This window comes from Pseudomonas sp. Irchel 3H7 (assembly GCF_900187605.1).
Classification (GTDB): Bacteria; Pseudomonadota; Gammaproteobacteria; order Pseudomonadales; family Pseudomonadaceae; genus Aquipseudomonas.
In genome coordinates this window covers 359,935-380,195 of sequence record NZ_FYEA01000004.1, presented here as the reverse complement: position 1 = coordinate 380,195, position 20,261 = coordinate 359,935, and the positions used below count along the sequence as shown (strand labels likewise).

Here is a 20,261-nt window from a genome sequence, read left to right as displayed (position 1 = left end):
GGGTGGCGCGCCTTTTTTATTGTCTCCACACAAAACCCTGTGGGAGCGAGCCTGCTCGCGAAAGCGATTTAACAGCCGACCGCAGCGGTGACCAACAGGACGCCTTCGCGAGCAGGCTCGCTCCCACAATAAACTCTGCGTAAATCGGAGCTCTTGTTTTGGTTCTCATTATCATCTAATAATAAATCTCATTATCGGATGAGCCCGGATCATGAGTTCTGCCTTGCACGAGCAGCCGTATCTCGAAAGTTGGCGCTGGATGAGTCGCCAGATCCGTTGCGCGATGGATCCTGACGAGCCGCGCGTGATCGAACATTACTTGGCCGAAGGCCGGTATCTGGCCTGTTGTACGGCCACTTCTCCCTGGACCATCGCTGAAACCTCCTTCCGCCTTCTGCTCGACACGGCCACCGACATCGCCTTGCCGTGGCACTGGCGTAGCCTCTGTCTCGATCAAGCCTGGCGCCCATTGCGTGAAATGGAACGCCTGTCCCTGTGCAAATGCCGGCTCAAACGTTGGCAACGCTATACCTGGCAGCTCGCCACTTGCGAACTGCTTCCCTCGATTCCTCTTATTGAACTGGTGCAAGGATTTTCAGATGACCAAGACACGTATTGAGCGCGACAGCATGGGCGAACTGCAGGTGCCGGTGGACGCTCTCTACGGTGCGCAAACCCAGCGCGCAGTGGATAACTTCCCGATCAGCGGCAAACCGATGCCGACGCAATTCATTCGCGCACTGATCCTCGCCAAAGCCGCCGCCGCGCGCGCCAACGTTGAACTCAACCAGATCACAGCCGCGCAGGGCAAAGCCATCAGCGACGCCGCGCAAGGCTTGCTCGAAGGCGATTTCATGCAGCATTTCCCGGTGGATATCTTCCAGACCGGTTCCGGCACCAGTTCCAACATGAACGCCAATGAAGTGATTGCCACTCTCGCCAGTCGCCTGCTCGATGAGCCGGTGAATGCCAATGATCACGTCAACTGCGGCCAGAGCAGCAACGACATCATCCCGACCACCATCCACGTCAGCGCCGCGCTGGCCCTGCACGAACAATTGCTGCCGGCGCTGCTGCACCTAGTGCAAGTGATCGAGCGCAAGGCCGGGCAAGTGCATCATCACGTCAAAACCGGCCGCACGCATTTGATGGACGCCATGCCGGTGCGCATGAGCCAGGTGCTCAACGGCTGGGCGCAGCAAATCAAAGCCAACATCGCTCACCTGCAGGATTTGCTGCCAAGCCTGCAATCCCTGGCGCAGGGTGGCACGGCGGTCGGCACCGGGATCAACGCACATCCTGAATTCGCCGCGCGTTTCAGTCGTCAGCTCAGCCAACTGACCGACGTGCAATTCACCCCGGGCAAGGATCTGTTCGCGCTGATTGGCTCGCAGGACACCGCCGTCGCCGTCTCCGGTCAGCTAAAAGCCACCGCTGTGTCGTTGATGAAAATCGCCAACGACCTGCGCTGGATGAATTCCGGCCCGCTCGCCGGCCTCGGCGAAATCGAACTGGAAGCCCTGCAACCGGGCTCGTCGATCATGCCGGGCAAGGTCAATCCGGTGATCCCGGAAGCCACCGCCATGGTCGCCGCGCAAGTCATCGGTAACGATTCGGTGATCACTGTCGCCGGCCAGTCGGGCAATTTCGAACTCAACGTGATGCTGCCGATCATCGCGCAAAACCTGTTGAGCAGCATCGAACTGCTGGCCAACTCCAGCCGTCTGCTCGGCGACAAGGCCATCGCCAGCTTCAAGGTCAACGAGTCGCGCCTGAAAGAGGCGCTATCACGCAACCCGATTCTGGTCACCGCGCTCAACCCGATTATCGGTTACCAGAAAGCCGCCGAGATCGCCAAGCAGGCCTACAAGGAAGGCCGCGCGGTGATCGACGTCGCACTGGAACACACCGACCTGTCGCGCAGCCAACTGGAAGAGTTGCTCAACCCCGAGAAACTCACCGCCGGCGGCGTGTAAACCCTGCAACCGCTTTGGAGGAGGCTCACCATGGAGCACTGGAAACGCACGATCGAACGGGCCAATCGCTGCTTCATGCTGGGCGAATTGATCGACGCCCGTGAGGCTTATCTGCAAGCCCTGGCCCTGGCGCAAGTGTTGTTCGAACGCTGGGCCGATGCCGACGAAGCGGTGGCGGCCTGCGTCATCTCCCATCACAACCTGGCGGATCTGCACTTGCGCCTGAACCAGCCGGAGGAGAGTGCCGAATACCTCTGCGCCATCCACCAACGGCTGTTGCAGACCATGCAGGACGAACGTCAGCGCCTTGCATTACGTGAAGCGGCGCTGCGCCAGAGCAGCAAGACCTACGTCGAGCTGCTGAATTTCATCAGTGAACACGGCGAATACCCGCGCACCCAGCGCCTGCTGCACCCGGATACCGGCAATGCGCGCCGCGCGCCTGTCCCACATCACCATGGAGTCCATTGAAATGGCTTTTACCTTGCCTGCCTTGCCTTACGCCTACGACGCCCTCGAACCGCATATCGATGCGCAGACCATGGAGATTCACTACACCAAGCATCACCAGACCTACATCAACAACCTCAACGCCGCCGTAGAAGGCACTGAATATGCGGAGTGGCCGGTAGAAAAACTGGTCGCCAGCGTTAAGGATCTGCCGGAAAAACTCCGTGCGGCCGTGATCAATCAGGGCGGCGGTCACGCCAACCACTCGCTGTTCTGGGAAGTGATGGTGCCGAGCGGCGGCGGTAAACCGGATGGCGCGCTGGCCAAGGCGATTGATGAGCAACTGGGTGGTCTCGACAGCTTCAAGGAAGCCTTCACCAAAGCCGCACTGACCCGATTCGGCAGCGGCTGGGCCTGGCTCAGTGTGACGCCCGAGAAAAAGCTGATCGTGGAGAGCAGCGGCAATCAGGACAGTCCGCTGATGAACGGCAACACACCGATTCTCGGTCTCGACGTGTGGGAGCACGCCTATTACCTGCGTTATCAGAACCGTCGTCCGGAATACATCAGCGCGTTCTACAACGTGATCAATTGGCCTGAAGTTGCTGCGCGCTATCACGCCGCACTGGTTTAAGTCTTTTATAAAAACAATCCAAGGCTGACTATGGGCACTGAAACACTGGCGATCGGAAGTGGGCGTATGTTTCGCTACGCAGTGGGCTCGCTATTGCTGTTGGCGGGCATGACCTTGCTGGTTGCCCACGGACTGGAATGGCTGAATCTGGAACCGAGACTGTCACGGGCGCTTCAGGGCGGCGCGATCTGCGCCCTCGGCACGGCGCTTGGCGCTGTTCCGGTGCTGGTGATTCGGCGCATGCCGCAGGCACTCAGTGACACCTTGCTGGGGTTTGGCGCGGGGGTGATGCTGGCGGCGACGGCGTTTTCGCTGATCGTGCCGGGCATTGCCGCCGCCGAAAATCTGGGTCTGACACCTTGGTCATCCAGCGGCCTGATTTGCTTCGGCATCATGCTCGGTGCATTCGGTCTGTATTTGGTTGATCGTCAGTTATCCGGAGCTTCGCCGGAAATGTTGGTCGGCACACCTGAGCATCCGGTAATTGCGCCGCGTATCTGGCTGTTCGTGTTCGCCATCATTGCCCATAACATCCCGGAAGGTATGGCCGTCGGCGTTTCCGCCGGCGGCGGCATGCCGGATGCGGACAGTCTGGCCATGGGCATCGCTTTGCAGGATGTACCGGAAGGTCTGGTGATTGCCTTGGTGCTGGCCGGGGCGGGGATGTCGCGGATCAAGGCGTTCCTGATCGGCGCGGCGTCTGGTCTGGTTGAACCGGTGTTTGCACTGTTGTGTGCCTGGCTGGTCAGTCTGGCGCAGGTGTTGTTGCCGTTAGGTCTGGCGCTCGCGGCAGGGGCGATGTTGCTGGTAGTGACCCACGAAGTGATTCCCGAGTCGCGACGCAATGGTCATGACAAGCTGGCCAGTCTTGGTTTGCTGATCGGGTTTTGTCTGATGATGGTGATGGATACGGCTTTGGGTTGAAGCAGAACGAAAGATCGCAGCCTGCGGCAGTTCCTGCAGGGAACGCATTCCAGTGTAGGAGCTGCCGCAGGCTGCGATCTTTTGACTTTGGCTGTCAGCCGCCTTCGTCGAAGTAGTTGTTGATCAACGCCACCAGCGCATCCAGGGCTTCCTGTTCCTGATGCCCTTCAGTACTCAGATAGATTTTGGTGCCCTTGCCAGCCGCCAGCATCATCATCGCCATGATGCTTTTGCCATCAATCGTGGTCTCTGGTGTACGACCCACTCTGATCGTGCAATCCGGATACTGCCCGGCCACTCCAACAAACTTGGCCGATGCGCGGGCATGCAGGCCCAGCTTGTTGATGATTTCGATTTCCAGAGCAGGCATCGCGGTGTGAATCCTTTAAGTGAGGTCGCGGTGGCGAACCTGGACGTTCTTCAGGGTTTTCTGCAGGGCCTGACCCAGGCGTTCGGTCAGGTAGACGGAGCGGTGATGCCCGCCGGTGCAGCCAATGGCAATGGTGACGTAGGCGCGGTTGCTCGCAGCGAAGCGCGGCAGCCACTTGTGCAGGTAAGTGAAAATGTCCTGGAACATTTCTTCGACCTCTGGCTGCGCCGCAAGGTACTCAGCCACCGGCGCATCGAGACCTGATTGCGCGCGCAGTTCCGGCTTCCAGTACGGATTGGGCAGGCAGCGCACATCGAATACCAGATCCGCGTCGACCGGCATGCCGCGCTTGAAGCCGAAGGACTCGACCAGAAATGCGGTCCCCGGCTCCGGCTGGTTCAGCAGGCGCAGCTTGATGCTGTCGCGCAGCTGATACAGGTTCAGATTGGTGGTGTTGATCTTCAGGTCCGCGAGGTCGGCAATCGGGCCGAGCAGGGCGGTTTCATCCTGGATCGCCTCGGCCAGCGAGCGGTTGGCGTTGCTCAGTGGATGGCGACGGCGAGTCTCGGAGAAACGCTTGAGCAGGGTTTCTTCGTCGGCGTCCAGATACAGAACGTCGCACTGGATGTGCTTTCCCCGGACATCTTCAAGCAGCTCCGGAAAGCGCGTCAGGTGGCTCGGCAGGTTGCGCGCATCGATGGACACGGCCACCAGCGGTTGCGCCAGCTCAGTGTGAATCAGCGCGCGTTCGGCCAGTTCCGGCAGCAAGCCTGCAGGAAGGTTGTCGATGCAGTAATAGCCGTTGTCCTCAAGGACATCCAGAGCCGTACTTTTACCCGAGCCGGAACGGCCGCTGACGATGATCAAGCGCATGATTAATGCCCGTTCTGCTCGTCCAGGACAACCTGATACAAGGCTTCGTTGCTCGCGGCGCTGCGCAGTTTATCGCGCACGTCCTTGCGGTCGAGCATGCTGGCGATCTGACGCAGCAACTCCAGGTGCGCATCGGTGGCGGCTTCCGGGACCAGCAGTACGAACAGCAGGTCAACCGGAGCGCCATCAATGGCGTCGAAATCGATTGGCGTATCAAGGTGCATCAAGGCGCTGATAGGCGACTGGCAACCCTTGAGACGGCAGTGAGGAATGGCGATGCCGTTACCAAAACCGGTGGAGCCGAGTTTTTCACGGGCAATCAACGCCTCGAAGACATCTTGCATCTCCAGATCCGGCACTTCGCGGGCGATCAGGTTGGCAATTTGTTCGAGGGCTTTCTTTTTACTGCCGCCCGGCACGTTCACGAGGGAACGGCCGGGGGTCAGGATGGTTTCAAGTCGGATCATGGATTAGGGATGTTAACGACCGGTAGCGCCCTGAAGGAGGCTCTGGGTCTTTTCCTTATGCTTTTTGAGTTGGCGATCCAGCTTGTCGGTCAGTGAGTCGATCGCAGCATACATATCAGTATCTTCTGCGTTAGCGACCACTTCGCTGCCGGGTATATGCAAGGTGGCTTCAATTTTCTGCTTCAGCTTTTCGACGCACATCGTGACTTGCACGTTGGTGATCTTGTCGAAATGTCGCTCCAGTCGTTGGAGTTTTTCCTCGATGTAGGAACGCAGAGGTTGGGTCACTTCCAGTTGGTGTCCACTGATGTTGACTTGCATACAGCTTCTCCTTCGTTGCCAGTGCATAAAGCGGCAGGCCGAAAAGCCTGCCACTGGAACGCTGTAACGTGGCTTACATCAACCGCTTGCGTTCGCTCGAAGGCGCGATCCCGAGGGATTCGCGGTACTTGGCGACGGTGCGGCGAGCCACCTGAATGCCTTGTGCCTCCAGTAAACCAGCGATCTTGCTGTCACTCAACGGCTTTTTCTGATTTTCCGCTGCAACCAGTTTTTTGATGATCGCGCGGATCGCTGTGGACGAGCATTCGCCGCCTTCGGAGGTGCTGACGTGGCTGGAGAAAAAGTATTTCAACTCATAAATACCGCGCGGGGTATGCATGAATTTCTGTGTGGTCACCCGTGAAATCGTTGATTCGTGCATGCCGACCGCTTCGGCGATGTCATGCAGGACCAGCGGCTTCATGGCTTCGTCGCCGTACTCCAGAAAACCGCGCTGATGCTCGACGATCTGGGTGGCAACTTTCATCAGGGTTTCGTTGCGGCTCTGCAGGCTCTTGATGAACCAGCGGGCTTCCTGCAACTGATTGCGCATGAAGGTGTTGTCGGCGCTGGTGTCGGCGCGACGCACGAAACCGGCGTACTGGGCATTGACGCGCAGGCGTGGCACCGACTCCTGATTGAGCTCGACCAGCCAGCGCTCGTTGTCCTTGCGCACGATAACGTCAGGGACAACATATTCGGCTTCAGTCGACTCGATTTGCGAGCCTGGGCGCGGATTCAGGCTCTGCACCAGTTCGATGACCTGACGCAGTTCGTCTTCCTTGAGCTTCATGCGACGCATCAACTGGCTGTAGTCGCGGCCGCCGAGCAGGTCGATGTAATCGCTGACCAGACGCTTGGCTTCAGCCAGCCAAGGCGTCTTGGCTGGCAGCTGGCGCAATTGCAGCAGCAGGCATTCGCCGAGGTTGCGGGCGCCGATGCCGGCTGGTTCAAATTGTTGAATGCGGTGCAGGACGGCTTCGATTTCGTCCAGTTCGATGTCCAGTTCCGGATCGAACGCCTCGAGGATCTCTTCGAGGGTTTCATCCAGGTAGCCCTGATTGTTGATGCAATCGATCAGGGTGACGGCGATCAGGCGATCGGTGTCGGACATCGGTGCAAGGTTCAGTTGCCACAGCAGATGGCTTTGCAGGCTCTCGCCGACGGAGGTGCGTGTGGTGAAGTCCCACTCGTCATCGTCGCTGCTCGGCAGGCTGCTGGCACTGGTCTGGTAGACGTCTTCCCAGGCGGTGTCGACCGGAAGCTCGTTGGGGATGCGCTCGTTCCATTCGCCCTCCTCGAGGTTGTCCACCGTCGGGGCAGTTTCCTGATAGGACGGTTCCTGGATTTCGGTGGCGGGCTTCTGTTCGGCGTTGTCGGCCATGGGGTCGGAATTGTCGAAGTCGTCGCCTTCTTCCTGGCGTTCGAGCATCGGATTGGATTCCAGAGCCTCCTGGATTTCCTGTTGCAGATCCAGGGTCGACAATTGGAGCAGACGGATGGCCTGTTGCAGCTGCGGTGTCATCGTCAGCTGCTGGCCCATTCTCAAGACTAGCGATGGTTTCATGGCAGGGGCTTAACACCTTATTCGCCGGCGCTATGCGCCATCCACTACAGGGCGCCGAAGCGCCAAACTTAAGCAAATTATATGCCTGAAACTGAAGTGTTTGCCTAGAGCGCTGTAACAATTAAAGCGTATTAAATCCTGCTTGAATCGATACAGCGCCCGGGCGGCGCACCGGGCACTGTTGCGCTTACAGGCGGAACTCGTGGCCCAGATACACTTCCTTGACCAGATCGTTGGCCAGGATGGTTTCTGCATCGCCCTCGGCAATCAACTGACCGTCGTTGACGATGTAAGCGGTTTCGCAGATGTCCAGCGTCTCACGGACGTTGTGGTCGGTGATCAGTACACCAATGCCCTTGGCCTTGAGGTGGTGGATGATCTGCTTGATGTCGCCGACCGAAATCGGGTCGACACCGGCGAACGGTTCGTCGAGCAGGATGAATTTCGGTGCCGTTGCCAGCGCGCGAGCGATTTCCACACGGCGGCGTTCACCACCGGACAGGCTCATGCCGAGGTTGTCGCGGATGTGACTGATGTGGAATTCCTGCAGCAGGTTTTCCAGCTCTTTGCGACGGCCGGCCTTGTCGAGCTCCTGGCGGGTCTCGAGGATGGCCATGATGTTGTCGGCCACCGACAGTTTGCGGAAGATCGACGCTTCTTGCGGCAGATAGCCGATACCGGCCTTGGCACGACCGTGCATCGGCTGGTGGCTGACGTCCAGATCATCGATCAGCACGCGACCCTGATCGGCCTGTACCAGGCCGACGATCATGTAGAAGCAGGTCGTCTTGCCGGCGCCGTTCGGGCCGAGCAGGCCGACGATCTGGCCGCTGTCGATCGACAGGCTGACATCACGCACGACCTGGCGGCTTTTATAGGCCTTGGCCAGGTGCTGAGCTTTCAGAGTTGCCATTACTGGGTTTTCTCGTCGGTTTTCTTCTTCGGCTGGATCACCATGTCGATGCGCGGACGCGCCTCGGTGACCTTGCTGCCGGTAGCGCGACCGGCGCTGGCCAGTTTCTTCACGGTGTCATAGACGATTTTCTCGCCTTGCGTCGTGTTGTTGTCCTTGTCGACAACCTTGGCCTTGTCGATCAGTACAACGCGGTTTTGCGCGGCGTGGTACTGGATCGTTACGCCCCAGCCCTGTACAGGCTTGGCATCACCTTGAGTCTGCAACTGTTCGAAGTAGGCGAGGTTGCCCACCGACGTCACGACATCGATATCGCCAGCCGGCGTACGGGTGATGGTCACCGTGTTGCCTTTAACGATCATCGAGCCTTGGGTGATGATCACATCACCTTTGTAGGTGGCGATGCCGTTCTTGTCATCCAGTTGGGCGTCGTCGGCCTGAATGCGGATAGGTTGCTGCTGATCGTTCGGCAGAGCCCAGGCGCTCACGCTTCCCAGTGCTGCGCCCAGACTGAGCAAAATAGGGAGGGTTTTAACGAGCCTCATACTGTCCTCTTACGTTCGATTGCAGGTGTATCCTGCTTTCCTTCAGGTACGCTTTCATTCCGACGCCAGTCGATACACCGCCAGCACCCTCGATTCTAACGGGTTGCTCGGTCTGCGCATATTCTTGCTGCGGGAACACGGTCATGCGGGTGCTGGTGATCAGAGTGCCGCGTTTTTTCTCATCGGTGCGCTGTACGCGTACCGAATCGATCAGTTCAACTTCGGTACCGCCCGAGTTCACTTCGCCGCGTTCGCTGGTCACGTGCCAAGGGAAGTCGGTGCCGCGATACATGTTCAGGTCCGGCTTTGTGACCAGGGTGACATCGGTAGCCTTGACGTGCTCGGCCTTGTCGGAGGTCATTTCATACTGCACTTTGCCGTCCGGCAGGTATTGCAGGGTGTGCGTGTTGGTTGCATACCAGTCGATAGGCGTTTCGACCGACGTCACCGGTGGCTTGTCGAGGAAGCGTTCCGGACTGATGTTCCAGTAGCCCACCGCGGCAAATATCGCCGCGATACAGCCGAACAGCAGGAAGTTGCGAAATTTTTTGCTAAACATGGTTTGGCTCACAGGTACGCGGCGTTGGCCGCATCGAGGCGGCCCTGGGCGCGCAGGATCAATTCGCAGAATTCGCGGGCGGCCCCTTCGCCACCACGGGCGTGGGTTACGCCATGGGCGTGTTCGCGGACGAAATCGGCGGCGTTGGCTACGGCCATGCCCAGACCAACACGGCGAATCACCGGCAGATCGGGCAGATCGTCACCGAGGTAAGCGACTTCTTCATAGCTTAGGCCCAGTTGCTCAAGCAGACCGTCGAGAACAACCAATTTGTCTTCGCGGCCCTGAAACAGGTGGGGAATCCCCAGGTTTTTCGCTCGACGTTCAACGACGGGTGTCTTGCGGCCGCTGATGATAGCGGTCTGCACGCCGGCGTTCATCAGCATTTTGATGCCTTGACCGTCGAGGGTGTTGAAGGTCTTGAACTCGCTGCCGTCTTCAAGGAAGTACAGGCGACCGTCGGTGAGAACGCCGTCGACGTCGAAAACCGCCAGTTTGATCGCTTTGCCGCGTTGCAGCAGATCGTTGCTCATTACATGACTCCTGCGCGCAGCAGATCGGAGAGGTTGAAGGCGCCGACCGGGCGATCTTCCTCGTCTACGACTACCAATGCGTTGATTCGGTGATCTTCCATGATTTTCAGGGCTTCGGCGGCCAGCATTTCCGGGCGGGCAGTCTTGCCGTGGGCCGTCATTACCTGGTCGATGGTGGCGCTGCGGATGTCGATGCTGCGATCCAGCGTGCGGCGCAAGTCGCCGTCGGTGAAGATCCCGGCGAGTTTACCGTCCGTTTCAAGGATAACGGTCATGCCCAGACCTTTACGGGTCATTTCCATCAATGCGTCTTTGAGCAGCGTGCCGCGTTGGACTTGCGGCAACTCTTGTCCGGCGTGCATGACGTTTTCCACTTTCAGCAGCAGGCGACGGCCGAGGGCGCCACCCGGGTGCGAGAAAGCGAAATCTTCGGCGGTGAAGCCGCGTGCTTCCAGCAGTGCCACGGCCAGCGCGTCGCCCATGACCAGTGCTGCGGTCGTCGACGAGGTCGGTGCCAGGTTCAGCGGGCAGGCTTCGTGTTCGACGTGAACGTTGAGATTGACTTCGGCCGCCTTGGCCAGCGGCGATTGCGGGTTGCCGGTGACGCTGATCAACTGGATGCCCAGACGTTTGATCAACGGCAGCAAAGTCACGATTTCATTGGTCGAGCCGGAGTTCGACAGGGCCAGGATCACGTCGTCGCGGGTGATCATGCCCATGTCGCCATGGCTGGCCTCGGCCGGGTGCACGAAAAATGCAGGGGTGCCGGTGCTGGCCAGGGTCGCGGCAATCTTGTTGCCGATGTGCCCGGATTTGCCCATGCCAACCACGACCACACGGCCTTTACTGGCCAGAATCATCTCGCAAGCACGTACGAAATCGGCGTCGATATGGGGCAGCAAGCCTTGTACGGCTTCCACTTCGAGTTGGATGGTGCGTTGTGCCGATTGAATCAGGTCGCTGGATTGGCTCATGTCAGAAATCGTATAGCCCGATGAAAAGGCGGCGATTATAGCGGTTATGTTGCAAAGGCTCACGCAAGTTCGTCGTGCTTTGTCATTCCTCGTTACCAAAAGCCGGCAAAAGAGCCTGCGCACCTGTCATATCGCCGAACACAGGCTGGTACAAGCCTTGGGCGCTTAGCCTTTGCAGTGATATAGTTCGCCGCCAGTTCGGCCTGCCCGGGATGTACGTGCTTTTTAAGTAAAGACAGGCGTCCGAGTGAGAGGCTGCATCGCAAGGAGTTTAGATGAGTGCCGATAACGCCTACGCGGTCGAGCTGAAGGGAGTCTCCTTCAAGCGCGGTGCGCGCAGCATTTTCAATAACGTCGATATTCGCATCCCGCGCGGCAAGGTCACCGGCATCATGGGACCTTCCGGGTGTGGCAAGACCACGCTGCTGCGATTGATGGGTGCACAATTGCGCCCTGCCAGCGGCGAAGTCTGGGTCAACGGCCAGAACCTGCCTGCGCTTTCGCGCAGCGATCTGTTCGATGCGCGAAAGCACATGGGTGTGCTGTTTCAAAGCGGCGCGCTGTTCACCGATCTCGATGTGTTCGAGAACGTCGCTTTCCCACTGCGTGTTCATACCGATTTGCCGGAAGAAATGATCCGCGACATCGTCCTGCTCAAATTGCAGGCGGTCGGTCTGCGCGGTGCCATCGAATTGATGCCGGATGAGCTGTCCGGTGGCATGAAGCGCCGTGTCGCACTGGCGCGGGCGATTGCGCTCGATCCGCAGATCCTCATGTACGACGAACCGTTCGTCGGGCAGGATCCGATCGCCATGGGCGTGTTGGTCCGTCTGATCCGTCTGCTCAATGATGCTCTGGGGATCACCAGTATCGTGGTGTCCCACGATCTGGCTGAAACCGCGAGCATCGCTGACTATATCTATGTCGTCGGTGATGGTCAGGTGCTGGGTCAGGGTACGCCGGACGAGTTGATGAACTCGGACGAGCCGCGGATCCGTCAGTTCATGACCGGCGATCCCGATGGCCCGGTGCCGTACCATTTTCCAGCGACGGATTACCGCGCAGATCTTCTGGGGAAGCGCTGATGCGCAGAATTTCATTAATAGAACGCGTGCGCCGGTTCGGCGAGGCGGCGATCGACGCCGTCGCGGTGTTCGGTCGTGCGACGCTGTTTCTGTTTCATGCCTTGCTGGGGCGTGGCGGGATCAGCGGTGGCTTCAGCCTTCTGGTCAAGCAACTGCATTCAGTCGGCGTGATGTCGCTGGTGATCATCGTCGTTTCCGGGATCTTCATCGGCATGGTGCTGGCGCTGCAGGGCTTCAGCATTCTGTCGAGCTATGGTTCGGAACAGGCCGTGGGGCAGATGGTTGCGCTGACCCTGTTGCGTGAACTCGGCCCGGTGGTGACAGCGTTGTTGTTCGCCGGTCGTGCCGGTTCGGCGTTGACGGCAGAGATCGGCAACATGAAGTCCACCGAACAGCTTTCCAGCCTGGAAATGATCGGCGTCGATCCGCTCAAGTACATCATTGCCCCGCGCCTGTGGGCCGGCTTCATTTCCCTGCCAGTGCTGGCGATGATTTTCAGCGTGGTGGGCATCTGGGGCGGTTCGTGGGTGGCTGTCGACTGGCTGGGTGTGTATGAAGGCTCTTATTGGGCAAACATGCAGAACAGCGTGAATTTCACCAGTGACGTGCTCAATGGCGTGATCAAAAGTATTGTTTTCGCCTTTGTAGTGACCTGGATCGCCGTATTCCAAGGCTACGACTGTGAGCCCACTTCCGAGGGGATCAGCCGTGCCACCACCAAGACCGTGGTGTTTGCCTCGCTGGCAGTGCTCGGCCTGGACTTTATTCTGACCGCTTTGATGTTTGGAGATTTCTGATGCAAAACCGCACCCTGGAAATCGGTGTCGGCCTGTTCCTGCTGGCAGGGATCCTGGCTTTGTTGCTGCTTGCTTTGCGGGTCAGTGGTCTGTCTCCGACGTCGACCACCGACACCTATAAACTGTATGCCTACTTTGACAATATCGCCGGTTTGACGGTCAGAGCCAAAGTGACCATGGCCGGTGTGACCATCGGCAAGGTCACGGCAATCGATCTGGATCGCGACAGCTTCACCGGTCGGGTCACCCTGCAAGTGGATAAAAAGGTCGACAACCTGCCGACCGACTCCACAGCGTCTATCCTGACCGCTGGTCTGCTGGGCGAGAAGTACATCGGTATCAGCGTAGGTGGTGAAGACAAGCCGCTGAAGGATGGCGGAACCATCCACGACACCCAGTCGTCACTGGTACTGGAAGACCTGATCGGTAAATTCCTGCTCAATACCGTTAGCAAAGACGCCAAATGAGGAGCTTTTGAATGATCTCTATCTTGCGACGCAGCCTGTTGGTGCTGTTGGCGGCCTTGCCGTTGATGGGTAACGCCGTGGCTGCTGCGACTTCGGCACATGATCTGGTTCAGGACACGACCACCCGGTTGCTGGCCGACCTGGCTGCCAACAAAGAGAAATACAGGCAGGACCCGACCGATTTCTACACGGCGCTTAACAACATCGTCGGGCCGGTAGTGGATGCCGAAGGCATTTCCAAGAGCATCATGACGGTCAAGTATTCGCGCAAGGCCACGCCGGCGCAGATGCAGACCTTCCAGGAAAACTTCAAAAAAGGCCTGTTTCAGTTCTACGGCAACGCCTTGCTTGAGTACAACAATCAGGGCATCACCGTTGATCCTGCCAAGGACGAATCGGGCGATCGCACCAGCGTCAACATGACCGTCAAGGGCAGCAGCGGCGCGATCTATCCTGTGCAGTACACGCTCGAGAAGATCAACGGCGAGTGGAAACTGCGCAACGTGATCATCAACGGCATCAACATCGGCAAGCTGTTCCGTGATCAGTTCGCCGACGCGATGCAGCGCAATGGCAACGATCTGGACAAGACCATCAATGGTTGGGCCGGGGAAGTGGCCAAGGCCAAGGAAGCCACCGAAAAGAACCCCGCGCAATGAATGAGGCCGCAGTTCGTATGAGTGATGTCGACGAGCTTCTGCTCAGTGGCGTGCTGGACTATCGCACCGGTGCCGACCTGCGCAAGGAAGGCCAGGCGCTAATCAAGTCCAGCAAGGCTGCTTCGCTGGTGATCGATTGCTCGGCGGTGAAGAAGTCCAGCAGCGTCGGTTTGTCGTTGCTGCTGTGCTTCATGCGCGATGCGAATGCGGCCGGCAAGGCTGTCAGCATCCGTGCGATGCCCGAAGACATGCGCGAAATTGCTCAGGTCAGTGAACTGACCGAACTGTTGGCGCACCCCTGAACCCACATCTATAAAGAAGCCCCCCGTCAGAGTCCTGCCATGCGGGGTTCGCAGGCGCGGGGCTTTTTTGTATGATGTCCGACCCGTGCGCACAGGGCGCCGATTGAGGTTGAGCATGCAGGCCGTAGAAGTGAAGAGCTTCCTTGAAGGAAAGCTGCCCGGAACGTTGGTAGAAGTTGAGGGCGAAGGCTGCAATTTCCAGCTGAACGTGATTAGCGATGAACTGGCGGCGTTGAGCCCGGTGAAGCGTCAGCAGCAGATCTATGCCCATTTGAACCCATGGATCACCGATGGCAGCATCCATGCGGTCACTATGAAATTTTTCAGCAGCGCGGCCTGGGCCGAGCGCACCTGAGCCTAAGGGCGTCGAGATTCTTATGGATAAATTGATTATTACCGGTGGCGCTCGTCTTGATGGCGAGATCCGCATTTCCGGCGCAAAAAACTCTGCCCTGCCGATCCTGGCTGCCACCCTGCTGTGCGATGGCCCGGTGACCGTTGGCAACCTGCCGCACCTGCACGACATCACCACCATGATCGAGCTGTTCGGTCGCATGGGCATTGAGCCGGTGATCGACGAGAAGCTCAGCGTCGAAATCGACCCGCGCACCATCAAGACCCTGATCGCGCCGTACGAACTGGTGAAAACCATGCGTGCCTCGATCCTGGTACTGGGCCCGATGGTTGCCCGTTTCGGTGAAGCCGAAGTGGCACTGCCTGGCGGTTGCGCCATCGGTTCGCGTCCGGTCGACCTGCACATCCGTGGCCTCGAAGCCATGGGCGCGGTCATCGACGTCGAAGGCGGCTACATCAAGGCCAAGGCCCCTGAAGGTGGCCTGCGCGGTGCGCACTTCTTCTTCGACACCGTCAGCGTGACCGGTACCGAGAACATCATGATGGCCGCTGCTCTGGCCAAGGGCCGCAGCGTGTTGCAGAACGCCGCACGTGAACCTGAAGTGGTTGACCTGGCGAACTTCCTCAACGCCATGGGCGCCAAGGTTTCCGGCGCCGGTACCGACACCATCACCATCGATGGCGTCGAGCGTCTGGGTTCGGCTTTCTATAAAGTCATGCCTGACCGTATCGAAACCGGTACCTACCTGGTCGCTGCCGCTGTGACCGGCGGCCGCGTCAAGGTCAAGGACACCGATCCGACCATCCTCGAAGCCGTTCTGGAAAAACTCCGTGAAGCCGGCGCAGAAATCACCTGCGGTGAAGACTGGATCGAGCTGAACATGCACGGCAAGCGTCCGAAAGCAGTCAACGTGCGCACCGCGCCGTACCCTGCATTCCCGACCGACATGCAGGCGCAGTTCATCTCGCTCAACGCCATTGCCGAAGGCACCGGTGCGGTAATCGAGACGATCTTCGAAAACCGTTTCATGCACGTGTACGAGTTGCACCGCATGGGCGCCAAGATTCAGGTCGAAGGCAACACTGCCATCGTTACCGGTACTGAAGTCCTCAAGGGCGCGCCAGTAATGGCCACCGACCTGCGTGCTTCGGCCAGCCTGGTGATCTCGGCACTGGTTGCCGAAGGTGACACGCTGATCGACCGCATCTACCACATCGACCGTGGTTACGAGTGCATCGAAGAAAAACTGCAGATGCTGGGCGCCAAGATCCGTCGCGTTCCGGGCTGATTGCTGGATTGGGACACAGGGACGTGTCCACTGATTTTAAGAGTCGAGCCGGTTTCCGGCTCGATGTGTGTCCGGCGCCGATTGCGACCGGACATGAGTACCTTGATAAGGACTGACGTTTCCCATGTTGACCATCGCACTGTCCAAGGGCCGCATCCTTGACGACACCCTGCCGCTTCTCGCCGAAGCGGGCATCGTGCCGACCGAGAATCCGGACAAGAGCCGCAAGCTGATCATCCCCACGACGCAAGACGACGTTCGTCTGCTGATCGTGCGTGCCACCGATGTGCCGACTTACGTCGAGCATGGCGCGGCAGACCTCGGCGTTGCCGGTAAAGACGTGTTGATGGAATACACCGGCCAGGGCCTGTACGAGCCACTGGATCTGCAGATCGCCCAGTGCAAGCTGATGACCGCCGGCAAGATCGGCGCGCCTGAGCCCAAGGGCCGTCTGCGCGTGGCGACCAAGTTCGTCAACGTCGCCAAGCGCTACTACGCCGAGCAGGGCCGTCAGGTCGACATCATCAAGCTGTACGGCTCGATGGAGCTGGCACCGCTGATCGGTCTCGCTGACAAGATCATCGACGTGGTCGACACCGGCAACACTCTGCGCGCCAACGGCCTGGAACCTCAGGAACTGATCGCCACGATCAGCTCGCGCCTGGTGGTCAACAAGGCTTCGATGAAAATGCAACACGCCCGAATCCAGGCGTTGATCGATACCCTGCGCAACGCAGTGGAATCGCGACACCGCGGCTGATTTACCTGCGCGACCCCAAGTCGCGCCGTCTATCCGCCTCATAGCCAGAATTCTCAGGTGCCCAAGCGGATCGAATGATAGTTTCGGGCGCCTGAGTTTTTGCCATTCCTATGAGGCTCTCGCTATGACCGCACCGACTGCAATTCGCCGACTCAACGCTGCTGACCCGGATTTCGCGCATCATCTGGATCATCTGCTGAGCTGGGAAAGTGTGTCTGACGACTCGGTCAATCAGCGCGTGCTGGACATCATCAAGGCTGTGCGCGAACGCGGTGACGCGGCGCTGGTCGAGTTCACCCAGAAGTTCGACGGCCTCGAAGTCGCTTCGATGGCCGATCTGATTCTGCCGCGTGAGCGCCTGGAACTGGCGCTCACGCGCATCACCGTGGCCCAGCGCGAAGCACTGGAAAAAGCCGCCGCTCGTGTGCGCAGCTACCACGAAAAACAGAAGCAGGATTCGTGGAGTTACACCGAAGCTGACGGCACTGTACTGGGCCAGAAGGTCACGCCGCTGGATCGCGCCGGTCTGTACGTGCCGGGGGGCAAGGCGTCGTATCCGTCGTCGGTATTGATGAACGCGATTCCGGCCAAGGTCGCCGGCGTGACCGAAGTGGTCATGGTGGTGCCGACGCCACGCGGTGAAATCAATGAGCTGGTGCTGGCGGCTGCGTGCATCGCCGGCGTCGACCGGGTGTTCACCATCGGCGGCGCGCAAGCCGTTGCGGCGCTGGCCTATGGCACCGAAAGCGTGCCGCAAGTCGACAAAGTCGTTGGCCCGGGCAACATCTATGTCGCCACGGCCAAGCGTCACGTATTCGGTCAGGTCGGCATCGACATGATCGCCGGCCCTTCGGAAATTCTCGTGGTCTGCGACGGTCAGACCGATCCGGACTGGATCGCCATGGACCTGTTCTCGCAAGCCGAGCACGACGAAGACGCCCAGGCGATTCTGGTCAGCCCGGACGCCGAGTTCCTCGACAAGGTCGCCGCGAGCATCGATAAACTGCTGCCGACCATGGACCGCGCGACCATCATCGAAACCTCGATCAATGGCCGCGGTGCGCTGATTCACGTGAAGGACATGGCGCAAGCGATCGAAGTCGCCAACCGTATTGCCCCGGAACACTTGGAGCTTTCGGTCGCTGACCCGCAAGCCTGGCTGCCGCAGATCCGCCATGCTGGCGCGATCTTCATGGGCCGTCACACTTCCGAAGCGCTGGGCGACTACTGCGCTGGCCCGAACCACGTGCTGCCGACCTCCGGCACCGCGCGCTTCTCCTCGCCGCTGGGTGTGTATGACTTCCAGAAGCGTTCGTCGATCATTTTCTGCTCCGAGGCCGGCGCTTCCGAGCTGGGTAAAACGGCATCGGTATTGGCCCGTGGAGAATCGCTGAGCGCCCACGCACGCAGTGCCGAATACCGCATCAAAGACGAAGACTTTCTAAAAGGGCAGGGGAACTGAGCGATGAGTAAATTCTGGAGCCCGTTCGTCAAGGATCTGGTGCCCTACGTGCCGGGCGAACAACCGAAGCTGACCAAACTGGTCAAGCTCAACACCAATGAAAACCCGTACGGCCCGTCGCCAAAAGCCTTGGCAGCGATGCAGACCGAACTGAATGACAACCTGCGTCTGTACCCGGACCCGAACAGCGACCTGCTGAAAACCGCCGTCGCCCAGTATTACGGTGTGCAGAGCAATCAGGTGTTCCTCGGCAACGGTTCGGATGAAGTGCTCGCGCACATTTTTCACGGCTTGCTGCAACACGATAAGCCGCTGTTGTTCCCCGACATCAGCTACAGCTTCTATCCGGTGTATTGCGGTTTGTACGGCATCGAGTTTGATGCGGTCCCGCTGGATGCGCAGTTCCAGATCGACCCGGCAGACTATGCCAAGCCAAATGGCGGGATCATCTTCCCTAACCCGAACGCGCCCACCGGATGCCTGCTGGCGCTGGACGCGGTCGAGCAAATCCTCAAGGCCAGCCCGGATTCGGTGGTGGTCGTAGACGAGGCCTATATCGACTTCGGCGGCGAAACCGCGATCAGTCTGGTGGACCGTTATCCGAACCTGCTGGTGACGCAAACCCTGTCCAAGTCGCGTTCGCTGGCGGGTTTGCGCGTTGGTCTGGCGGTTGGGCATCCGGATTTGATCGAGGCGTTAGAGCGGATCAAGAACAGCTTCAACTCTTATCCGCTGGATCGTCTGGCGATTGTCGGTGCGGCAGCGGCGTTCGAAGATCGCGAGCATTTCGGCAAGACTTGCCGTCTGGTGATCGAGAGCCGTGAGTGGGTGATTGCACAGTTGCAGGCCAAGGGTTTTGAAGTATTGCCGTCGGCGGCCAACTTCATCTTCGCCCGGCACCCGCAGCATGATGCGGCGGGGCTGGCGGCTAAATTGCGCGAGCAGGGTGTGATTGTGCGGCACTTCAAGCAGGAGCGGATTGCGCAGTTTTTGCGGATTTCGATTGGCACGCCGGAGCAGAATCAGGCGCTGATCGATGGGCTTGGCGATCTATAAAAGCAAGAGCCCCTCACCCTAGCCCTCTCCCAGAGGGAGAGGGGACTGATTGGGGGATATTGCAGAGCTTCGTCGACGTGAAAGTGCTGTACCGAATCCATAATCGACTCGGTCTTTCAGGTCGACGTACTTCGCAAGACAACTCGGTCGGCCCCCTCTCCCTCCGGGAGAGGGCTGGGGTGAGGGTGTGCTTTTATTCGTGATGCGGTTCGCCAAGGAATGTTAGCGAACTGAACAACCCACGACTATCCACATCCACACTGTCCTTCACCGGCACCTCAACCTGCGCCGCAATCACATTCAACCCTTCATTCCTCACCAACACCTGCGCCCGACCATCCTTGTCAGTCTCGGTGCTCAATGTGTTCGGCGCGCTGCGGTAATCACCAATCAACTTCACCCCAGCCGCCGGTTTGCCATCGAGCAACACCCGCACCGGTAATGACTTGCCCGGCCCAATCGTCAGCGGATCAACCTCCGGCAGAATCAGCAGTTTGATCTGATCGAGTTTCGGCAACTTCGCACCCGGCTGATAAATCGCCAGGCTGTACTTGAACGTCTCCGTTGCCCCGACAGCGCCCGGCACTTTGCTGCGGCCTTCGTTGACCCACTTCTTGTCGGCCGTTTGCGACCACATGCCATTGTTCAATGCCACGGCCATCACCGCCGGCGACTTCAAAGGTTCCAGGCGAGCATGATCCGCCAGGCGCTCGACGCTCACCGGAATCATCTTGCCGGCAACGTCGTAGGCCCAGGCACCTCTGATCTTCTGCGCTTTGAACGCGTTGTCCTCGGCACCATGACCGTAGACCACTTCGATATTGCCGCGACGCTCTTCGGTCCATAGGCCATGAGCCGAGACTTCGCCTGCGAACAGCGCGGCGATGAGCACAAGGGTTTTGTCGTATTGCATGGTGACGTCCT

The 20,261-nt window shown here is 59.0% G+C and carries 26 protein-coding genes; 15 read left to right on the top strand and 11 right to left on the bottom strand.

Features of this window, described 5'->3' with window-relative positions:
- Positions 1-211 precede the first annotated feature (211 nt).
- From CKW38_RS10270 to CKW38_RS10250, 5 genes are read left to right on the top strand one after another with little or no spacing between them, the layout of a single operon-like run.
- A complete protein-coding gene (locus CKW38_RS10270) occupies positions 212-619 on the top strand; it encodes a hypothetical protein (RefSeq protein WP_007912436.1) in 408 nt (135 codons plus the stop codon).
- Positions 600-1,976 (top strand): lyase family protein, encoded by a 1,377-nt coding sequence (locus CKW38_RS10265; protein ID WP_095112676.1) that lies wholly within the window; start codon positions 600-602, stop codon positions 1,974-1,976. The genes CKW38_RS10270 and CKW38_RS10265 overlap by 20 nt, the downstream gene beginning before the upstream one ends.
- Before the next feature lie 30 nt (positions 1,977-2,006).
- Positions 2,007-2,447 carry a hypothetical protein gene (locus CKW38_RS10260; RefSeq protein ID WP_007912432.1) on the top strand — a complete coding sequence of 147 codons (441 nt, stop codon included), beginning with the start codon at positions 2,007-2,009 and terminating at the stop codon, positions 2,445-2,447.
- Between the two features lies 1 nt (position 2,448).
- Complete coding sequence (locus CKW38_RS10255; protein WP_042704935.1) at positions 2,449-3,060, top strand: superoxide dismutase; 612 nt, start codon at positions 2,449-2,451, stop codon at positions 3,058-3,060.
- A gap of 30 nt (positions 3,061-3,090) precedes the next feature.
- Positions 3,091-3,984, top strand: a complete 894-nt coding sequence (locus CKW38_RS10250) for a ZIP family metal transporter (protein WP_007912429.1) — start codon at positions 3,091-3,093, stop codon at positions 3,982-3,984.
- A 94-nt stretch (positions 3,985-4,078) separates the two neighbouring features.
- On the opposite strand, the gene CKW38_RS10245 is transcribed toward CKW38_RS10250, so the two are convergent.
- From CKW38_RS10245 to CKW38_RS10200, 10 genes are all read right to left on the bottom strand, one after another.
- On the bottom strand, positions 4,079-4,354 hold the full coding sequence (locus tag CKW38_RS10245) for an HPr family phosphocarrier protein (protein ID WP_007912428.1): 276 nt from the start codon (positions 4,352-4,354) through the stop codon (positions 4,079-4,081).
- 15 nt (positions 4,355-4,369) lie between these two features.
- The gene (rapZ, locus tag CKW38_RS10240; RefSeq protein WP_007912427.1) at positions 4,370-5,227 is read right to left on the bottom strand and encodes an RNase adapter RapZ; all 858 of its coding nucleotides are present in this window, start codon (positions 5,225-5,227) and stop codon (positions 4,370-4,372) included.
- A 2-nt stretch (positions 5,228-5,229) separates the two neighbouring features.
- Positions 5,230-5,694 carry a PTS IIA-like nitrogen regulatory protein PtsN gene (ptsN, locus tag CKW38_RS10235; protein WP_007912426.1) on the bottom strand — a complete coding sequence of 155 codons (465 nt, stop codon included), beginning with the start codon at positions 5,692-5,694 and terminating at the stop codon, positions 5,230-5,232.
- A 12-nt stretch (positions 5,695-5,706) separates the two neighbouring features.
- Positions 5,707-6,015 carry a ribosome hibernation-promoting factor, HPF/YfiA family gene (hpf, locus tag CKW38_RS10230; protein WP_007912419.1) on the bottom strand — a complete coding sequence of 103 codons (309 nt, stop codon included), beginning with the start codon at positions 6,013-6,015 and terminating at the stop codon, positions 5,707-5,709.
- A 73-nt stretch (positions 6,016-6,088) separates the two neighbouring features.
- Entirely contained in the window at positions 6,089-7,582 is a 1,494-nt protein-coding gene (locus CKW38_RS10225; RefSeq protein WP_042704934.1) for an RNA polymerase factor sigma-54, read from the bottom strand.
- Between the two features lie 187 nt (positions 7,583-7,769).
- On the bottom strand, positions 7,770-8,495 hold the full coding sequence (gene lptB, locus CKW38_RS10220) for an LPS export ABC transporter ATP-binding protein (protein ID WP_007912415.1): 726 nt from the start codon (positions 8,493-8,495) through the stop codon (positions 7,770-7,772).
- Positions 8,495-9,040 (bottom strand): lipopolysaccharide transport periplasmic protein LptA, encoded by a 546-nt coding sequence (gene lptA / locus CKW38_RS10215; RefSeq protein WP_007912414.1) that lies wholly within the window; start codon positions 9,038-9,040, stop codon positions 8,495-8,497. Before lptA ends, lptB begins: the two co-directional genes overlap by 1 nt.
- Positions 9,027-9,599 (bottom strand): LPS export ABC transporter periplasmic protein LptC, encoded by a 573-nt coding sequence (lptC, locus tag CKW38_RS10210; protein ID WP_007912413.1) that lies wholly within the window; start codon positions 9,597-9,599, stop codon positions 9,027-9,029. Before lptC ends, lptA begins: the two co-directional genes overlap by 14 nt.
- Before the next feature lie 8 nt (positions 9,600-9,607).
- On the bottom strand, positions 9,608-10,132 hold the full coding sequence (locus CKW38_RS10205; RefSeq protein WP_095112675.1) for an HAD family hydrolase: 525 nt from the start codon (positions 10,130-10,132) through the stop codon (positions 9,608-9,610).
- Entirely contained in the window at positions 10,132-11,106 is a 975-nt protein-coding gene (locus CKW38_RS10200) for a KpsF/GutQ family sugar-phosphate isomerase (protein ID WP_007912405.1), read from the bottom strand. The genes CKW38_RS10205 and CKW38_RS10200 overlap by 1 nt, the downstream gene beginning before the upstream one ends.
- A gap of 275 nt (positions 11,107-11,381) precedes the next feature.
- Here CKW38_RS10200 and CKW38_RS10195 point away from each other — a divergent pair, with 275 nt between their 5' ends.
- From CKW38_RS10195 to hisC, 10 genes are all read left to right on the top strand, one after another.
- Positions 11,382-12,191 carry an ATP-binding cassette domain-containing protein gene (locus tag CKW38_RS10195; RefSeq protein WP_007912403.1) on the top strand — a complete coding sequence of 270 codons (810 nt, stop codon included), beginning with the start codon at positions 11,382-11,384 and terminating at the stop codon, positions 12,189-12,191.
- Positions 12,191-12,988 carry a lipid asymmetry maintenance ABC transporter permease subunit MlaE gene (gene mlaE / locus CKW38_RS10190; protein WP_007912402.1) on the top strand — a complete coding sequence of 266 codons (798 nt, stop codon included), beginning with the start codon at positions 12,191-12,193 and terminating at the stop codon, positions 12,986-12,988. The genes CKW38_RS10195 and mlaE overlap by 1 nt, the downstream gene beginning before the upstream one ends.
- Complete coding sequence (gene mlaD / locus CKW38_RS10185; RefSeq protein ID WP_007912400.1) at positions 12,988-13,455, top strand: outer membrane lipid asymmetry maintenance protein MlaD; 468 nt, start codon at positions 12,988-12,990, stop codon at positions 13,453-13,455. The genes mlaE and mlaD overlap by 1 nt, the downstream gene beginning before the upstream one ends.
- An 11-nt stretch (positions 13,456-13,466) precedes the next feature.
- A complete protein-coding gene (locus CKW38_RS10180) occupies positions 13,467-14,114 on the top strand; it encodes a phospholipid-binding protein MlaC (protein ID WP_095112674.1) in 648 nt (215 codons plus the stop codon).
- Entirely contained in the window at positions 14,111-14,416 is a 306-nt protein-coding gene (locus tag CKW38_RS10175) for a lipid asymmetry maintenance protein MlaB (RefSeq protein ID WP_042704933.1), read from the top strand. Before CKW38_RS10180 ends, CKW38_RS10175 begins: the two co-directional genes overlap by 4 nt.
- 115 nt (positions 14,417-14,531) lie before the next feature.
- On the top strand, positions 14,532-14,771 hold the full coding sequence (locus CKW38_RS10170) for a BolA family protein (protein WP_007912386.1): 240 nt from the start codon (positions 14,532-14,534) through the stop codon (positions 14,769-14,771).
- Positions 14,772-14,793: 22 nt separating this feature from the next.
- Complete coding sequence (gene murA, locus CKW38_RS10165) at positions 14,794-16,059, top strand: UDP-N-acetylglucosamine 1-carboxyvinyltransferase (RefSeq protein ID WP_007912385.1); 1,266 nt, start codon at positions 14,794-14,796, stop codon at positions 16,057-16,059.
- 124 nt (positions 16,060-16,183) lie between these two features.
- The gene (gene hisG / locus CKW38_RS10160) at positions 16,184-16,819 is read left to right on the top strand and encodes an ATP phosphoribosyltransferase (protein ID WP_007912384.1); all 636 of its coding nucleotides are present in this window, start codon (positions 16,184-16,186) and stop codon (positions 16,817-16,819) included.
- Between the two features lie 124 nt (positions 16,820-16,943).
- Positions 16,944-18,281, top strand: a complete 1,338-nt coding sequence (gene hisD, locus CKW38_RS10155) for a histidinol dehydrogenase (protein WP_007912383.1) — start codon at positions 16,944-16,946, stop codon at positions 18,279-18,281.
- A 3-nt stretch (positions 18,282-18,284) separates the two neighbouring features.
- On the top strand, positions 18,285-19,337 hold the full coding sequence (hisC, locus tag CKW38_RS10150) for a histidinol-phosphate transaminase (RefSeq protein WP_095112673.1): 1,053 nt from the start codon (positions 18,285-18,287) through the stop codon (positions 19,335-19,337).
- Between the two features lie 193 nt (positions 19,338-19,530).
- On the opposite strand, the gene CKW38_RS10145 is transcribed toward hisC, so the two are convergent.
- Positions 19,531-20,250 (bottom strand): DUF4198 domain-containing protein, encoded by a 720-nt coding sequence (locus tag CKW38_RS10145; protein ID WP_095112672.1) that lies wholly within the window; start codon positions 20,248-20,250, stop codon positions 19,531-19,533.
- Between the last annotated feature and the right edge of the window lie 11 nt (positions 20,251-20,261).

Excerpts from the sequence above, each read along its gene's own strand:
- CKW38_RS10270 (WP_007912436.1), top strand. The coding sequence starts at position 212 with ATGAGTTCTGCCTTGCACGAGCAGCCGTATCTCGAAAGTTGGCGCTGG.
- CKW38_RS10265 (WP_095112676.1), top strand. The coding sequence starts at position 600 with ATGACCAAGACACGTATTGAGCGCGACAGCATGGGCGAACTGCAGGTG.
- CKW38_RS10260 (WP_007912432.1), top strand. The coding sequence starts at position 2,007 with ATGGAGCACTGGAAACGCACGATCGAACGGGCCAATCGCTGCTTCATG.
- CKW38_RS10255 (WP_042704935.1), top strand. The coding sequence starts at position 2,449 with ATGGCTTTTACCTTGCCTGCCTTGCCTTACGCCTACGACGCCCTCGAA.
- CKW38_RS10250 (WP_007912429.1), top strand. The coding sequence starts at position 3,091 with ATGGGCACTGAAACACTGGCGATCGGAAGTGGGCGTATGTTTCGCTAC.
- CKW38_RS10245 (WP_007912428.1), bottom strand. The coding sequence starts at position 4,354 with ATGCCTGCTCTGGAAATCGAAATCATCAACAAGCTGGGCCTGCATGCC.
- rapZ (WP_007912427.1), bottom strand. The coding sequence starts at position 5,227 with ATGCGCTTGATCATCGTCAGCGGCCGTTCCGGCTCGGGTAAAAGTACG.
- ptsN (WP_007912426.1), bottom strand. The coding sequence starts at position 5,694 with ATGATCCGACTTGAAACCATCCTGACCCCCGGCCGTTCCCTCGTGAAC.
- hpf (WP_007912419.1), bottom strand. The coding sequence starts at position 6,015 with ATGCAAGTCAACATCAGTGGACACCAACTGGAAGTGACCCAACCTCTG.
- CKW38_RS10225 (WP_042704934.1), bottom strand. The coding sequence starts at position 7,582 with ATGAAACCATCGCTAGTCTTGAGAATGGGCCAGCAGCTGACGATGACA.
- lptB (WP_007912415.1), bottom strand. The coding sequence starts at position 8,495 with ATGGCAACTCTGAAAGCTCAGCACCTGGCCAAGGCCTATAAAAGCCGC.
- lptA (WP_007912414.1), bottom strand. The coding sequence starts at position 9,040 with ATGAGGCTCGTTAAAACCCTCCCTATTTTGCTCAGTCTGGGCGCAGCA.
- lptC (WP_007912413.1), bottom strand. The coding sequence starts at position 9,599 with ATGTTTAGCAAAAAATTTCGCAACTTCCTGCTGTTCGGCTGTATCGCG.
- CKW38_RS10205 (WP_095112675.1), bottom strand. The coding sequence starts at position 10,132 with ATGAGCAACGATCTGCTGCAACGCGGCAAAGCGATCAAACTGGCGGTT.
- CKW38_RS10200 (WP_007912405.1), bottom strand. The coding sequence starts at position 11,106 with ATGAGCCAATCCAGCGACCTGATTCAATCGGCACAACGCACCATCCAA.
- CKW38_RS10195 (WP_007912403.1), top strand. The coding sequence starts at position 11,382 with ATGAGTGCCGATAACGCCTACGCGGTCGAGCTGAAGGGAGTCTCCTTC.
- mlaE (WP_007912402.1), top strand. The coding sequence starts at position 12,191 with ATGCGCAGAATTTCATTAATAGAACGCGTGCGCCGGTTCGGCGAGGCG.
- mlaD (WP_007912400.1), top strand. The coding sequence starts at position 12,988 with ATGCAAAACCGCACCCTGGAAATCGGTGTCGGCCTGTTCCTGCTGGCA.
- CKW38_RS10180 (WP_095112674.1), top strand. The coding sequence starts at position 13,467 with ATGATCTCTATCTTGCGACGCAGCCTGTTGGTGCTGTTGGCGGCCTTG.
- CKW38_RS10175 (WP_042704933.1), top strand. The coding sequence starts at position 14,111 with ATGAATGAGGCCGCAGTTCGTATGAGTGATGTCGACGAGCTTCTGCTC.
- CKW38_RS10170 (WP_007912386.1), top strand. The coding sequence starts at position 14,532 with ATGCAGGCCGTAGAAGTGAAGAGCTTCCTTGAAGGAAAGCTGCCCGGA.
- murA (WP_007912385.1), top strand. The coding sequence starts at position 14,794 with ATGGATAAATTGATTATTACCGGTGGCGCTCGTCTTGATGGCGAGATC.
- hisG (WP_007912384.1), top strand. The coding sequence starts at position 16,184 with ATGTTGACCATCGCACTGTCCAAGGGCCGCATCCTTGACGACACCCTG.
- hisD (WP_007912383.1), top strand. The coding sequence starts at position 16,944 with ATGACCGCACCGACTGCAATTCGCCGACTCAACGCTGCTGACCCGGAT.
- hisC (WP_095112673.1), top strand. The coding sequence starts at position 18,285 with ATGAGTAAATTCTGGAGCCCGTTCGTCAAGGATCTGGTGCCCTACGTG.
- CKW38_RS10145 (WP_095112672.1), bottom strand. The coding sequence starts at position 20,250 with ATGCAATACGACAAAACCCTTGTGCTCATCGCCGCGCTGTTCGCAGGC.